We start from the raw sequence: 15,598 nt of genomic DNA, 5'->3' as shown, positions 1-15,598 counted from the left end.
GACCGCGGGACCGCGGGACCGTCCGAGGGCCCGACGGCCTGATGACCCGACCGCTCGATGACCCGACCGCCGACCATTCGACCCGACCATGACGGAGTCCTGATGAGTAACGAGAGCCTGGCGAACCTGCTGAGGGAAGAGCGCAGGTTCGCGCCGCCCGCCGACCTGGCCGCACACGCCAATGTCACCGCGGAGGCCTACGACCAGGCCGGGGCTGACAGGCTCGGATTCTGGGCCGCGCAGGCCCGCCGGCTGGCCTGGGCGAAGGAGCCCGCCGAGACGCTGGACTGGTCGAACCCCCCGTTCGCCAAGTGGTTCCAGGACGGGGAGCTGAACGTCGCGTACAACTGCGTGGACCGGCATGTGGAGGCCGGGCACGGGGACCGCGTGGCCATCCACTTCGAGGGCGAGCCCGGCGACAGCCGCGCGATCACCTATGCGGAGCTGAAGGACGAGGTCTCCCGGGCCGCCAACGCCCTGCTGGAGCTGGGCGTCGGCAAGGGCGACCGGGTCGCCGTCTATCTGCCGATGATCCCGGAGGCCGCGATCGCGATGCTGGCCTGTGCCCGGATCGGCGCCGCGCACTCGGTCGTCTTCGGCGGGTTCTCGGCGGACGCGCTGGCGGCCCGGATCCAGGACGCCGACGCCAAGCTGGTGATCACCGCGGACGGCGGCTACCGGCGCGGCAAGCCGTCCGCGCTCAAGCCCGCCGTGGACAACGCGGTCGCGAAAGCCGGCGGCGTCGAGCATGTGCTGGTGGTGCGCCGTACCGGGCAGGAAGTGGCCTGGAACGACTCCCGGGACGTGTGGTGGCACGACCTGGTCGGGCGTCAGCCGGCCGAGCACACCCCCGAGGCGTTCGGGGCGGAGCACCCGCTCTTCATCCTCTACACCTCGGGGACGACGGGCAAGCCGAAGGGCATCCTGCACACCTCCGGCGGCTACCTCACCCAGGTCGCGTACACCCACCACGCGGTCTTCGACCTCAAGCCGGAGAGCGACGTCTACTGGTGCACGGCCGACGTCGGCTGGGTCACCGGGCACTCGTACATCGTCTACGGGCCGCTGGCCAACGGCGCCACCCAGGTGATGTACGAGGGCACGCCGGACACCCCGCACCAGGGCCGCTTCTGGGAGATCGTGCAGAAGTACGGCGTCACCATCCTCTACACCGCGCCGACCGCCATCCGCACCTTCATGAAGTGGGGCGACGACATCCCCGCCGCGTTCGACCTGTCCAGCCTGCGCATCCTGGGCTCCGTCGGCGAGCCGATCAACCCCGAGGCCTGGGTCTGGTACCGCGAGCACATCGGTGCCGGCCGCTGCCCGATCGTGGACACCTGGTGGCAGACCGAGACCGGCGCGATGATGATCTCGCCGCTGCCCGGCGTCACCACGGCCAAGCCCGGCTCGGCACAACGCCCACTGCCCGGCATCGGCGCCACGGTCGTCGACGACGAGGCCAACGAGGTACCCGACGGCGGTGGCGGCTACCTGGTGCTGACCGAGCCGTGGCCGTCCATGCTGCGCACCATCTGGGGCGACGACCAGCGGTACATCGACACCTACTGGTCCCGCTTCGAGGGCCGCTACTTCGCCGGGGACGGCGCCAAGAAGGACGACGACGGCGACATCTGGCTGCTGGGCCGGGTCGACGACGTGATGCTGGTCTCGGGGCACAACATCTCCACCACCGAGGTGGAGTCGGCGCTGGTCTCCCACCCGGCGGTCGCCGAGGCGGCCGTCGTCGGCGCCGCCGACGAGACCACCGGGCAGGCGATCGTCGCCTTCGTCATCCTGCGCAGCACGGCGACGGAGCACGACAACCTGGTCGGCGAACTGCGCGACCACGTCGGCACCACGCTCGGGCCGATCGCCAAGCCCAAGCGGATCCTGCCGGTCGCGGAGCTGCCGAAGACCCGCTCCGGCAAGATCATGCGCCGGCTGCTGCGGGACGTCGCCGAGAACCGTCAGCTGGGTGACGTCACCACACTGACCGACTCCACCGTCATGGACCTCATCCAGAGCCGCCTCCCGGCAGCCCCGGCCGAGGACTGACCCAGCCCCAGCAACCCTCCCGCCCCGCCCGGCACCACGGAGCGGTCCGGCACACGGGACCGTCCCTCGGCCGGCCTGCCCACCGGACCGGCGATCTCCGGCGGCGGGCCGGCCGCCTCGTACGACACCTCTGCTCAGCGGGTCTGCCGGATGCGGCAGACCCGCTGAGCCGTCCTCTCCCACCGGGTGGCTCCGGCAGAACTTGGGCCCCTCGGCTACCCCTGCCTGGATCGCCACACCCTGCGCAGACCGTCCCAGCAGGAGATCACCGCATCCTCCAGTCGGAGCCGATGCCCCTCAAGGACGGACGGCGTCCGGTGACGCCGCCGAAGCTTCCGCCCCGGCCGATGCAGGGCGGCGACGTCGCCCTGTCAGACTCCGGTCGCAACCCCGCGCCGGTCACGCAGCTGTCCGAGGTGCTCGTTGATGTTCTCGAAGAGACGAGTAAGTGCTGCCACCGAAGCTGCGGGCACCTCGCCGTCGTCGGGTCCGTCCGGGAGTCGTTCCCAAGGGGCCGGAGGGGCACTGTCTGCTTCGTCGATCCAGAGCAGCAGCTCACGTTCGTCGGGGAGTTGGTCCGGCCCGAGGGTCTCGTACATGAGTGTGCTGCCCGCGATGCCGATGGCCCGACACAGCGAGTTGACCTGGTCTCCCGGGCGGGGGGCGCCACCGGCGGTGAGTTGTTGCAGGACACGGAGCACGGCCATCGCCGTGGGGCGGTGCTCCATTATGTCGAGTCGCAGGGCCGTATTGAGGACGTCCTGGTTGCTGCACGCCACCTCAACGGGCCTGTAGTCGGCGCCGTCACGGAACATCTCCGCCGCCCACCACAGGCGGGCGAATGCTTGTACGGAGTTCGCGCCGGCGAAGCGAGCCGCCTGGACGACCGCGGCCCTTCGTGACTCGTCAGTCCCGGTCGGAATGTGGCGCCACAGCACGTAGTCCGGTGCGACGACGAGAGCGAGGTAGGCCCACAAGCCCTTGTCTGCTGCCTCGCCGCGGGTGAGTCGCAGGGTGGCGTGCAGGCGCGGAGCGAGCCAGGCGTCGGCGGCCGCACGATCGGTGGCGTAGCGGGCCATGGCCTGGTCCAGCAGGACGCGTACTGGCCCGGTGTCCCAGCGGGGCGACGGATCGGCGATGGGCTGGGCCGCCCGCAGCAGGGCAACCTGCGGGGGATGCTCGGTACCGGACAGGATGGCGCGATTGAGGTGGCGGGTTGCCACCCCCACGGGCAGCAGGGCGAGGCGGTCGACGGTGGCGACAGCGCCGTGGTCGGCGTTCAGCGGTCTTCTCCCTCGGGACGAACAGTGGCGCGCATCGCGTTCGCGAGCTGCTTGGGCAGTTGCGCGCGCAGGGCGGCTGCGTACTGGACGCGGGACTGGAGCTCTGCCCAGCCGTAGCCTTCCTCCCGGCGGGCGCTGAACTCGACGATCGCGTCGGACGGGGAGAGGCCCGGCAGGACATCGGGGAGCATGGTCTGCAGAACCGACTCCCGCCAGCCGGTGGGCATCCGAGGGCGCCCCTCCTCGTCGGCCTCGACGTCTCCGACGGCTGCGTGAAACATGGCCTCCCAGACGTCACTCTCGATCTTGGCGCCGGCGAGCGCGGCCGTGGCCTTGGCTGCCGGGCCTCCCTTGCCCGAGAGCAAGGTCGTGAGCCCCTCTACGGCCTGGTTCAGGTACACGACGGGCATGTCGCCGCCGGCGGTGTCGACGAACCAGGGAGCGTCCTTCATCGGGCGCAGCCAGGAGTGCGGGCCGTCACGGAAGTCGACCTCGACGACGGCGGGGGACTCCTGTTCCCGTTGAGGAGCCTTCGCGTGGAGGTCGAGGACCCAGTCGGACTCGCTTCCGCCGATCCGGCGTCCGGGAATGCCACCAACGGTGGCAACGACCTGGACTCGCAGGCCGGCCCTGCTGTGGTGGCGGGAGCGGGCCATGCGCACGGTTCCCTGCCAGGTGCCGCTGCCGCGGTCCTTGGTGAGACGGTGCACAGTTCTGACGTTGGTGGCGGCCTCCTCCAGTACGGCCACGCAGACGAGTTCCGACCAGGGGCCGTCCGCAATTTCCGTCTCCGGCAGTTCGGCGCGGATCTCGATCGCGGCTTCCTGCCACTCGTCACGTCCCGCCACGGCGAGAGCCACGGTTCGCTGGGAGATCCCGATCCCGGCGAACTCCAGCTCCACACCGTCGAGTCGGACGCGGGTGACCTCGACATCGGTCCGGCCTCGCAACACGGGATACGGGTAGATGGTCCGGTTCATGCGCGCTTCGCACCTTCCTCGGCCTTGTGCACGTCGACGCCGATGTTGGCCATGCCCGTGTCCACTGGGTGGGTGTCGGGGTCCGTGATCCCGGTGAACGCGGCGTAGCGCACACCAGGGGCTATGACGAGGACGTCACCGTCGAAGGAGCAGTTCTCGGTGACGGTGAGATCCGCCCAGCGGACGGCCGCCCCCGCGCCCGTCCTGCCGCCGCCGAGGCGCGGCACCGGTGACAGTCGCCATGCATCCTCGCTCGGGGGAACGGCTACGCGAACCCGTAGGACCCAGGCGCCGGTGGAGTCAACCTCGCCGTCGACGTCGTCGACGACCGGGTAGCCGCGGCTGCGGCGCGTTCCCTGTCGGCCCGCGACAGGAGACTGGGTGAAACGCAGGCGCTCCCGCAGGAGTTCCGTTGCGATGCCGGCGGAGGGAACAGCCCGGTTGCCGACGACCGCGCGCAGCGCGTCGGCCGTCGAGGCGCGGAACTCATCAAGGCGGCGCTTGGCCCCGCGCGCATAGGCGACGGACAGCTCCTCGGTCCATTCCCATCGGTTGTGCTCCGGCGGTTCCGAGGCTCGCAGGAACGCCTCGGCACGGGAAACGTCCTCCCCGTCGCGGGCGGTGGCGAAGCCCGCGAGCAGGACCGCCTGGAAGGGCTCCACACCGAACCCGAGATCGCGCGGGCGTTGCGTGGTGATCTTCATGCGGTTGCCGCGCATGCACACGATCTCGCTGTGCGTCCGGTCCTGGTCATCGGCGGGGGTGACGAGGAGGACGGCCTCGTGAGCGGTGTTGCCAACTGCCTTCCCCTCCGCGCGCAACGGTGGCACGTTCAGGGTGACCGTGCGTAGAGCAACGTCGGTCCGCACGCCGAGGACATCGACGGTCTCTCCGGCCAGGTAGGCGCGCAGAGCACGGGCAAGCGCGGGTTTGCGCTGGTCGGGGCTGACGGGGGTCTCGGGGATGAGTTCTGTGCCGTTTCGCAGGGTCCGCACGGACGCCTTCAGCAGCGGCGGCACGGATGCGGTGTCCGTCATGGCGGCCCAGAAGTCGTCGGCCAAGGAGTCAACGAGTTTCTCGTGCATGGCGTGCAGCCCGTCGTCCCCGGCAGCGACTGCAGCCGCATCGTGGACTGCGACAACGAGGAAGGAGGTACCGGGGTCGTCGCTCTCCCGCTCGAGGTGGAGCGCGGTGGTCTCCTCCTGGATACCCCACCAGGAGCGTGAGACGCCCTCGTATCCGCGCGCCGCGTCAGGCTCCCCCAGCCAGGCAGGCCCTGCATATGCCTCCCCGTCCACTTCTCTCCAGGGAAGGTCGAGGCGGCCGATCAGCCGACGCTCGGTGCGTCCCTCATGCGGCACGGACAGGGTGCTGTTGATGAGGACGAGGCCGAGACGGCTGGTCGCCCAAAGAGTCGCCTTGCCGAGACCGTAGGATCCACCGGCCCGCCTGTTGTCCACTTTGTGGCTGTCGAGTTGGCGCCGGACGACAGCAGCAAAGCGGCCGTCGTCGTACTCGGGGCCGGTGAGACCGTTTGCGTTGTAGTCGTCGACGCGGAGCAGGAGCAGTGTCTCCGAGTCCTCCAACTCTCGTAGCCCTTCGACGAGAGCGCGGCCGACCTTTTGGTCGGAGGCGGCTGCGGCAGCGTAGTGGGATTTGAGCGACTCCCACTGCATGGCCTGGAGGAACGCACGACGGTGCTCGCCGGTGAGTTCGTGCAGTGTGTAGCGCACACGGACCGGTTGGGTCGGGTCGTGACGCTCGTCGAGTGAGTTCTGCGTCGCCTCGCGTGCAAGGACTCTGAGGTCGGCTTCGAAGGCGAAGGCGGCCGCGTTACCGAACTCACGCCCGCCGTCACTGTGCGCAGGACGGTGGTACCACTGCACCGCATGGGCCGGGACGGCGTCGGTGGTGCGGGCGTAGACGGTGCCGAGGTCGGTGCTGAGAGCCTCGGCGATCTGCCGAACGGTCTCAGGACGAGGTTGAGCTCTGCCAGTGATCCATGCCGAGACGGCGGCGCGCGTCACCTTGACCTCCGCCGCGAGCTCCGCCTGAGTCATGTTTCGCCGTCGGAGCTGCCGTCCGAGCCAGGGCCCGAACTCCTCGCCCGATTCCATGATCGACTCCCCTTCCCCTCACCTATCCGCTTCTGACCAGGCAATTTATCACTGATCATGAAGCGACACTTCTACTTTCACCAAAGCATCGGACGGTGCGCCAGCACTCAAGTCGATAAACCTGGAACCATCTCGCCCTCCCCCTGAGAAAACCCGACACAACCCACCAACGATTCCCAAACCCGCCATAATGTACAGATGCGATCAATGTCGATCATTTCCTGCTGCGGGAGAACCGCCGGCGCCCACGGCCGGCTCCGCCAGAGTGCAATCCAATGAGGGCATCACTTGGGATCAGGGAGACTTTGGGGTGTCGCGCGACAGCCACATGTCCGACGAGGAGCTGCCCGCCGACTGGGAACGGCTCGACGACCCCAGGGACGGCCGGGGAGAGTCCCCGCAGCCACCTTCCCTGGTCTCTCCCAGGTACTTTGCCGTGCACACTCGCTCAACCGTTGATCAACGAGTCGAGCCTGGACAGTGGCTACCTGGCTATGTCCCTGCAGGCGCCTGCACGTCAGGGAGACATGGCCGGCTTCCGAATCCACATCGACGCCGGCGACTCCGGCAGCCTCGACGGCATCGCGTCCGAGGCGAACCGGAGCGCCTGCGCAATTCGTTGCAGTCCGCGCTGCGGCGGGCGTCCCTGATACTCGGACGACCCACTTGTGCGCCGAGGCGGAGACCAGGGAAGCAGACGGTCACGACCAGGCAGTTGCTGGTCGGTCGCCTCAGGGAACTCCACTTTCTGAACGCCTGCGGAATACTCAGGAATTCTCCGCCAAAGGGGGGGCCATTCTCGTAGGGACGAACTCCTTGCCGTGCGACTCCTTCACAACAGTGGAGGCAGCAGACTTGGGCCAGGTCAGCGGTTGCTCCCCACGCTTCTTCAGCTCGTCACCGAGTTCCAGGGCAGCCGCCAGAAGGTGCATGCCGAACAGGGGCGGAACGGCGTTGCCGATCTGCTGCGATATCACGCTGCGAACACCCTTGTGTTCGGGCGTCTCGACGACCGTACGCTTCGTCTCCTTGTCCACCGTCCGCACCCGACGCCACGGGTAATCGGCGGGGAAAGTCTGGAGCCGGCCGAGTTCGTGCAGAGTGAACTCGCCCAACTGCCTTCCCTCCCACTCCAGTTTGGCTCGGGACGCCTTCCCCGTGACCGCGGCGGAAGGCTGGTTCCGGTCCCGGTATCCGCGATTGGTGGAAACGCCGCCCGTGCCGTAGTTGGACCTCACCCGGAAGCAGTCCTTGCGATCAAGCGCCTTTGCCATGGTGACGACCGGCTTCAGCTCGTCCCGACCCTGCACCTCGAAGATCTCCGCAGGCCGCACGCCACGCTTCTCCGGGCGCTGCCACTGCTGGTATTTCTCGTGCGTCTTCCTCGGAGGCGGCAACTTGCTCTTGCTGTCGGGGCTCATGACCCCGTCCCAGCGGGCGTAGAAGATCGCGCGCTTCCGGGTCTGCGGCACACCGTACTCCTCGGTGCACAGCACCTCGGGCTTCATCACCTGATAGCCCTTGCCCTCCAGGATGGCCGCGAACTCCTCCCAGACCGGCAGGACGGTCGGCACCTGCTCCAGCAGTACCACCTTGTACGGCTTCCCCACCAGGGCTGCTTCGAGCACCCACCGCAGCGGTTCCAGCACCAGACCTGTCCGCGGTTCGCCGAGTTGAGTCAGCTCTCGTTGGATCCGCCCGAAATCCTGGACCGTCGTGGCCTTGGCGTAGCGATGGGCGAACTTCCGGACCTCGTCCAGCGCAGCGCGACCGTGCCCGTTGCCGGCAACGCTGAAGGTTTGGCAGGGCGGTCCGCCCATCAGGACGGTCGCATCGTTGAACCACTCGAATCCCTCGGGAAGGGCGCGTGGGTGAAGATCGCGAACATCCGTCGGGAGCGTGCGCAGACCAGCTGCCTCACGCGTCGCACACGCGTTCTCGTCGTTCTCGACACCGAGGACATCGTGCAGCCCCAGGTTGTGGGCGGCGATATCGAATCCGCCAGGGCCGGCGAAGAGATCGACGATCTTGTGAGGGTGCGACACTCGTAGGTCCTAGCGGGCGGAGCGGGCGACGATGCATGGCAGGGCTGTCCCCGTATGCGGGGACAGCCCATGGTAGCCGGCCTTCCCCTGCCGTATGCTCCGATTCATCTGCGCTGGTCAGATGAGCAAGCACCCGACACCGGATCCACCCGAGGTCTCCACTGTCGACAGCAGGGCGCAGCCACGCGGCCGGAACCTCGTCATCCACCTGCCACGCACCCAAACCCGGCAGCGACTGACGTTGCCCCTGCCGGAGATCTCGCTCTACGCCCGAGTCCAGCCGTGAGCAGCACACAATCCCGGTAGTCGCCGCGCACCCATCTCTCGGCACGGCGGCACAGGTGTCCCAGCCGACCGCTGCCCATCAGCGCCTCGGACACCGCGGGACGCCTGACTTCAGCACCCGGAGACGGGCTACCGGCACAGAGCCGCCCCAATGGCCTGCCCCACCGCGGTGGCGAGCGGGGGCGGCATGGCGTGACCGATCTGGCGGTACGCGGAGGTCTTGCCGCCGAAAACGGCCCAGTCCTCCGGGATGGATTGGATCATGGCCGCTTGGCGGACATTGAGCCGCGGCCGGCCGTCGACCGGGAAGTCCCGAGCAGGGAAGTCGTCGCTAAGACTGTTGCCGTTGACGCCGAGGCCGGCCCATACCCGCTTGGTGCCGCTGGGGCCCAGGTCCGCGCCGCCGCGGCGGTCGGATCCGCCGACCAGGGCCGGGGCGGGGCGGTCGGCTTGCTCGGCCCAGCGCTGCGCCCCGGGCCAGCCATGAGCCGCCATCGAAGGCCCGAGGGTCGCGCCGACGGTGGGGGCGGGCAGACCGCTGGGCTCGGGCCAGGCGAACGAGAGGTGGTGGGGCTCGGCCAGCGCGACCAGGAATCCGCTCCGACGGTTCTGGGGCACGCCGAAGTCGGCCGCATTGAGCACCTTCCAGAAGGGCCGGTAACCGGCGTGAACCAACTCGTCCTCGATCCAGGACCGATCGTCGGCGAAGTTGTCGTTGCCGACGAGCTCGGGCACGTTCTCGAGCAGCAGCGCCTTGGGTCTGACAGCGGTCAGCAGCCAGATCGCGGCTTTGAGGAGCTCACGCTCGGCCCGGTCCTCCGAGCGACGGACAGCGGCAGCCGACTTGACTCGCGGCAGGCCACCGCTGAGCAGGTCGACATCGTAGGTCCGAGGGTGCTCGGCGGGGTCGAAGTCGAGCACGTCACTGCAGCGCACGTCCCAGCGGGGCCTGTTCAGCCGGACCGTCCTGCAGGCGTGCTCCTTGTTGTCGATCAGCATGACCGGATCGAAGCCGGCGCGCTCCAAGCCCAGGGCTTGGGCACCCGCGCCGGAACAGATCTCCAGCGAGGTGAATCTGCGGATCCCCACCCGGCCCCCACTCCTGTTCCTGTGTGCGCGGATGGTGGTGGCACGCAGCTGCGTGCCACCACCATGTCCGTAGAGAAGGGTAGAGCCGCACGAGGACACGCCTTGCGGCAGCGTTCACGGGATCACTGTGCGTCCCGATGCGCGATGATCGCCGCGCCTTCTCGCGACGAATCCACGCTGGTGAAGCGCACCACCCTGTTGTCGCCCCCCCGCGCCGTACTCGGTGCGACAAACGCAAAAGCAATCACGAGATTTCCGGTGTCGAGCGCATCCTTGGCCATGACGTCCGTCACGGCCTTCCCTTCGACCACGGGGAAGAGAGCCAACACCCCCCGCCGCCCCGTTGCAAGGCTGTCAGTCACGGCCTCGCCACAGGAGGGCAAGGCCCCGGCGACGCGGAGCAGCGCCGGTCGGTGCCTGGGCTCGCTGATCGCGCCGAACAGTGGTCCGCGGCGCCGTTCCCGAGAGAACCACGAGAACGAACGTGCTTGGTCACCCAGCTGCAATGTCTTACCGGCACCCACATGCTGCGGGGCGACCACCAACCAGTCGTCCACCTGCGCCGGGGAGCGACCGATCTCCTCCAGGTACGTCCGATGCGGGGCGAACTGGTGATCCGAGCCCCACTGGACAGCACGCAGCACGTCCATGACGTCGTCGTGTCCGACGAGGGCGGTCCGCCCGGGGAAACGAAACGCGGCCTCCTGACCGTTCTCCCGCGTCAGCGTGTGCGTGAAGGCCGTCCTCTCGTCCGAGAGCCGATCAAGGATCGGCTTCCACAACTCGTAGTTGCGCTTGAGTGCTGCCGGCTTGCTCGGGTAGGCGGTGGGCTCCTCCCACTGCCCCGGAGTGCGGATCTCGACCAGGCGTGCGTTGAACATCTTGTTGGGGCTGGTCGGCTTCAGCCACGGCAGGTGCTGCGAGACGAGCGGCGGGATCTGGGCCGGGGTGATCTGGGCCTCTCCGTCGACGGGGCGGGCGTACTGCTCGAGCTGGGCGCGGAATGCCTCCTCGTCGCGGCAGATGGCCTCGAATGCCTGGTAGAGGTCGACCTCCTTGGTTCCCATGGTCTCCTCGCGACCGACGTAAAGACGCACGAGGTCTCGGTAGCCGGGGCGGAAACCGAACCAGCGTCCCATCTGCATGAGCGTGGAGGCATTGCCGGCTCGACGCCGGTAGTAGGTGACGGTCAGCCCCTCAACCGTGAAACCGCGGGCGAGTTTCTGGCCGCCGACGAGGATCTTCCAGATCGATCGCTTGTCGAAGTCGGCCTCGCCGGTCTCGATGTCCTTGTCCCCGTTGACAACGATAATGGGCTTGTCGTCACCGCCGATGCGCATGCTGGCAGCGCCGATGAAGGGAATCAGGTCGTCGAAGCTCTCCGGCACTGCCTGGCCCTCCGCACGGACGCGCGAGACCGGGGCAACGTCGGTGTCGAAGAGGTCTCGGAGACGCGCGTGTCCGGCGGGACCGGTGTAGCCGCTGTCGTACCAAAGACGGTTCATCAGGGCGAGGAGTTCCCGGTGGTCCGCAGTGCGCACCGACTCGTGGACGAGCATGGTGTGGTGCTGGAAGTACCGGTCGCCCAGGCCGTTCGCCTCGCGGTACAGCTTCACCGCAGCGGTCAGCACGAACATGTCCATGGCCTGCCGCAGGCAACTGCTGTCACCGTCGCCGTTCAGGACGATGTCCCGGACATGCGCCCTTTCGTTGGAGTTCGCAAAGGTGCGTTCCTCGGGCGACAGGTCGGAGTCGAGGTCGTGGAAGTCCTGGACACCCATGTATCCGACCGGACGGGGCAACGAAATGAGGAAATCCTTCGGAAAGATGTCCTCGGTGTCGCTCGGATCGATGAAGACGTTGGCGAAGGGCGTGGCCGTGTACCCGACGTACTGAGCGCGGGGCAGTATCCGCAACAGCTCGGAGATCTTCTCGTTGATGGCGGTACGTTCGGCGTCGGGCTTGCTGAGGTTGCTGGTGTTGACCGATGCCTCGTCGGACTCGTCATCAATGATCAGAACCGGGATCTCACCGAGCGGCGTCTTGATCTTGTTGAGGTCCTTGACCAGCTTGGCCAGCACGGTCTTGTTCTTCTTGACGACCATGAGCCGGGCGGAACTGCGGTGCAGGTTGCGCTCGTGGTACAGCGGGAGCGCTGGCTCCTGCTTCTCGAATTCAAGCGCGACGATGCCCTGGAGCAGGCTCTTGTAGTCGTTGTCGCGGGTGGTCATTCGAACGATGTCGAACCGGCCCCGGGTGGACGGCAGGGCTCCGTGAGCCAGGAACTTGCCCTGGGCCCAGGCGGGGTCGTCGGCGTAGTCGGACTCGTGATCCGGGGCGCCGCGCAATATGTTCTCCCGACCGACCAGTTCCATGTCCAGTCGACGCTGGGTCTGAGCGCGCAGCAGGTTCAGCGTGCCGCCGAGAACAATGACAAGCCGGTAACCGGCGTCCACGGCCTTGGCGATGACTCCGGTGAAGTTGGCCGTCTTGCCGGACTGGACGTAGCCGACGACCAGGCCCTTGGACTGGTAGGCGGCCTCGTCGGACGGGTCGGCGAGCATTTCCACCACGCGGTCGGATGCCTCGTTGAGCGCTGCCACTGCCGCTTCGCTCCAGCCCTTGGCCGCGAGCAGCCCGGCATAGCGCGGCCAGTACCACTCCCGGCCGGTCAGATACTGCGGCGTGTACCAGTCCCGATGCCTCTCGCGGATCACCACCGGACCGGCTTCCTTGGCCACCGGAATCAGGTCGTTGATCACCTTGCTGGTGTCGTCGTCCAGACCGAGCAACTTCAAGACTGTTGCGCGACGTTCGTCGGTTCGGGCTGAGGTTTCGGTCCAGCTCGGAGCAGCGGCGAAATCCCACTCGGTGAGCTGCTTGCGCCACAGCTCGAGAAGTTGGTCGCCGGGCCGCACAGTGAGCAGGACATCGTGGAAATCCGTGGCCGGGAGCTCGACTGGTGTGTCGAGTTCCTCTCCGTAGAAGTCCAGGGCTCGCTGCAACTGCTTGGGGCGTGAGCCGACCATTCCGGCCAGTGCGTCCCGGTGCAGAGCCAAGCGGACGGAGTCGTCGATCATGGGAGTCCTCGTCGGGGCCTGAATGGAAAGGGTCAGGGAAGGCGAAGCGTGGTCAGCGGTCGGGGCGGATGTGCTGCGGGCACGAGGCCTGTCAGGTCAACGCGGTAACGCACATCGCTGACCCGAGCGCGCAGCTCCGGGGACAGGGTGCCGAGCAAACCTTCGTCGATCTTCGGGAGTCGGGCGTCGACCGGCAGGACGAGAGGGGCGGAGCGCAGAGACCATCGCTCGTCGTCCGCCGCGCTCGGATCCCAACCGTAGCCGGCCAGGTGGGTGTCGAGGACCTTGAGTTGCCCCGGGGCATGCGCGCGCACCTGCTCGCGGACAGCCGCCACGCATTCGCCAAGTGTGCGGCCGGACGCGCCGCCGCGAGTCAGCTGGAGCGAAACCAGCCAGAGAGCACGCTTCGGCTTCGGAGTCAGCTGCCCGGCTCCGTGAACGACATGACGTCGTTGCTCGGAGGCGGTCGCCTTCACCTCGACGTCGTACTCCGCGAGCGCGAAGTCGTGCTCCTCGGCCTCACCACCGACCCAGGCGGCCACCGCCTCGCGCCAGCCGACACGGGGATCCAAGCCAAGGGCGTGCAGAACCGTCAGTTCGCCCGTGAGGCCGAGACGCCTCTCCGCCTCCAGGTGGCGTGGACGGTTCATCAGAGCAGTCCAGGCCCGAACCGTCTCGGCAAAGGCCTCGTCCAAGCCGTTGTGATGGTGGACGATGCGATCGGCGACCGCGCACAGCAGGTCGTGAAAGTCCCGCAGCAGCAGCGGCTCGGAGGTGCGGATACGAGCCATGCGACGACCCTCGACCGCGACCTGATCGATCAAGATCATCGGGAGGCCGGAGCGTGGGGGTTTCTGATGCGGACCGAGTTCAACCTGGAGCGCGACGTCGTGCGGTGTGACGACATAGTCGACCCGAGGCCTGGCGAGGCCGTTCATACGCACGGTGGTGGCCAGTCCCCGATCGAGGTAGTACTCGATGTCGGTCCAAGCCATGTCGGGACGGAACGACGCGGACGGGTCAGTCATTGTCGGCCAGCCGGTCCAGCTCGGAACGCGCGGCAGCGACCAGGATCGACTGCCACAACTGAAGATTGTCCTTCTCCCGCGGCCCACTGTGTGCCTTCTGAAACACTTGATTCAACATCAGGTACAACAGGGACTTGATCATCGGCGCATCGTTGATCCCACCTCTGCGACCGCCCAGGACGGCGGTCCGATAGGTGGAGTTGAGCAGGATGACATGGTTCTCCCGATCGAGATCGAAGAAGGCGCCACCATCCAACTTCTGCCAGCGTATCTCGATCGGATCCTCGTACTCCTGGACGGGCAACTCCTCCTTGATCACCTGTCGCACCTCCGGCGGGATGCCCTTGCCGGGCGGGATTACGGCTTCCCGGGTGGGACCGCTGCGTCGACGCGCCTCCCGATAGGCGCTCTGCGCGGCGGTCAGATAGTCGGTGAAGGGCATGCCGTTCACACCGCGGGCGTGCTCCAGGGCCACAGCGAACTCCGGGGAGGTTTCCACGCCGGACTTCTTCACCGTCAACCGGAACACATCGCCCCCTTCGAAGGGCAGGTCCACGGCGACTCGGGCGAGCGAGAGGTGCTGCTCGGCCTGGCGGAACTTGTTCCAGCCGCCGGCCTGGACAAGGCGGTCGTTCCGGTAGAAGTAGAAGCCCTGACGGTCCATGACCGATCCAACGGCCTTGTACTCGTCCAGGTTCGAACGCGGCGTCCAGATGTGCGCGTGAAGCGTGACATCCCCGAGGCCGGCGACGGGAGCGGTGAAGCGGCGGGGGTAGGTGGGATCTCCACTGATCGGATACCCGAAGGGATCCACCGGTTGCACACCGTAGTCGAGGTAGACCGTGCCCGTGCGCACGTCCTCGACCGCGATGGTGATGTTGAAGTCCTCGCGGGCCAGGAAGCGGTGCAGGTGGAGCCCCAGGTGCAGGCCCAGCTTGGCGATGATGCGGTTGAGGTAGCGGTCCGTCTGGCCCCCGCCGCCGTGCTTGGGGAAGTCCTTGACGCCGTCCCAGCGCACGACCGTGCCCTGCCAGGTGATCGGCCGGTCGTAGTACCGGTCGAGCAGGCCCTGGGCGTAATCGGCATCCACGATGTCACAGCGGTGATCGCTCCTGGCGCGTTCCATGACCCATCGACGCCCGGCGGGACGAGAACGCCGAGTCCGGCTGATCACCGTCACGCTGTCGGCCTGCGACAGGGAGGCGGACTTCAGACCGGTGCCGAACATGCCCAGGGCCCTTGTCCCGTAGTCGCGGCGGCCACCGACCGTCATGGCGACATCGAGCCCCGCCTCGTCCATTCCCCAACCGTCATCGACCACCAGGAGGCTGACGAGTTGGTCACCGTCCCGCAGGAAGTGGATCACGACGTCCTTGGCGCCTGCGTCGACCGAGTTGTCCACAAGGTCGGCGACGGCCACCTCGAAGTCGTATCCCTGGCTGCTCAGCGCCTCCCAGGAACGAGCGTCCGGCGGGAGGATCTTGCTACCCGTGGTCGGAACGTCGAAGTGCCAGTCGGTCATGGCCTGCCTAGAGCATCGGACGAGCCCAGGCCGGCACCTGCGACTCGGCGGTCATCCTGTCGACGGCGACCATAGTGAGTGGTGCCGACAAAGGTCGAGACAGCGGCCGGC

Annotated in this window: 9 protein-coding genes; 1 reads left to right on the top strand and 8 read right to left on the bottom strand. The window is 67.6% G+C overall.

What is annotated here, in order from left to right:
• Positions 1–102: 102 nt before the first annotated feature.
• A complete protein-coding gene (gene acs, locus AOK09_RS16725; protein WP_055588006.1) occupies positions 103–2,058 on the top strand; it encodes an acetate--CoA ligase in 1,956 nt (651 codons plus the stop codon).
• 371 nt (positions 2,059–2,429) lie between these two features.
• Here the strand turns inward: acs and AOK09_RS16720 are convergent, their stop codons facing one another.
• The 8 genes from AOK09_RS16720 to AOK09_RS16685 form a co-directional block, all read right to left on the bottom strand.
• Positions 2,430–3,287: a DUF6339 family protein gene (locus tag AOK09_RS16720; RefSeq protein ID WP_245687323.1), complete on the bottom strand. Its 858-nt coding sequence runs from the start codon at positions 3,285–3,287 to the stop codon at positions 2,430–2,432.
• 50 nt (positions 3,288–3,337) lie between these two features.
• On the bottom strand, positions 3,338–4,321 hold the full coding sequence (locus tag AOK09_RS16715) for a hypothetical protein (protein ID WP_055588004.1): 984 nt from the start codon (positions 4,319–4,321) through the stop codon (positions 3,338–3,340).
• Positions 4,318–6,438: a helix-turn-helix transcriptional regulator gene (locus tag AOK09_RS16710; protein WP_055588003.1), complete on the bottom strand. Its 2,121-nt coding sequence runs from the start codon at positions 6,436–6,438 to the stop codon at positions 4,318–4,320. Before AOK09_RS16710 ends, AOK09_RS16715 begins: the two co-directional genes overlap by 4 nt.
• Before the next feature lie 767 nt (positions 6,439–7,205).
• Positions 7,206–8,483 carry a DNA cytosine methyltransferase gene (locus AOK09_RS16705; RefSeq protein ID WP_055588002.1) on the bottom strand — a complete coding sequence of 426 codons (1,278 nt, stop codon included), beginning with the start codon at positions 8,481–8,483 and terminating at the stop codon, positions 7,206–7,208.
• A 414-nt stretch (positions 8,484–8,897) separates the two neighbouring features.
• Positions 8,898–9,857, bottom strand: a complete 960-nt coding sequence (locus AOK09_RS16700) for a DNA cytosine methyltransferase (protein ID WP_322973187.1) — start codon at positions 9,855–9,857, stop codon at positions 8,898–8,900.
• 122 nt (positions 9,858–9,979) lie between these two features.
• The gene (locus AOK09_RS16695) at positions 9,980–12,937 is read right to left on the bottom strand and encodes a Z1 domain-containing protein (protein ID WP_055588001.1); all 2,958 of its coding nucleotides are present in this window, start codon (positions 12,935–12,937) and stop codon (positions 9,980–9,982) included.
• 32 nt (positions 12,938–12,969) lie between these two features.
• A complete protein-coding gene (locus tag AOK09_RS16690) occupies positions 12,970–13,932 on the bottom strand; it encodes a PD-(D/E)XK motif protein (protein WP_245687322.1) in 963 nt (320 codons plus the stop codon).
• 25 nt (positions 13,933–13,957) lie between these two features.
• A complete protein-coding gene (locus AOK09_RS16685) occupies positions 13,958–15,487 on the bottom strand; it encodes an ATP-binding protein (RefSeq protein WP_055588000.1) in 1,530 nt (509 codons plus the stop codon).
• Positions 15,488–15,598: the final 111 nt, after the last annotated feature.

The sequence above is a fragment of the Peterkaempfera griseoplana genome (assembly GCF_001418575.1).
GTDB lineage: Bacteria > Actinomycetota > Actinomycetes > Streptomycetales > Streptomycetaceae > Peterkaempfera > Peterkaempfera griseoplana.
The sequence above is the reverse complement of the archived record's forward strand: the minus strand, read 5'-3'. Positions and strand labels throughout refer to the sequence as shown.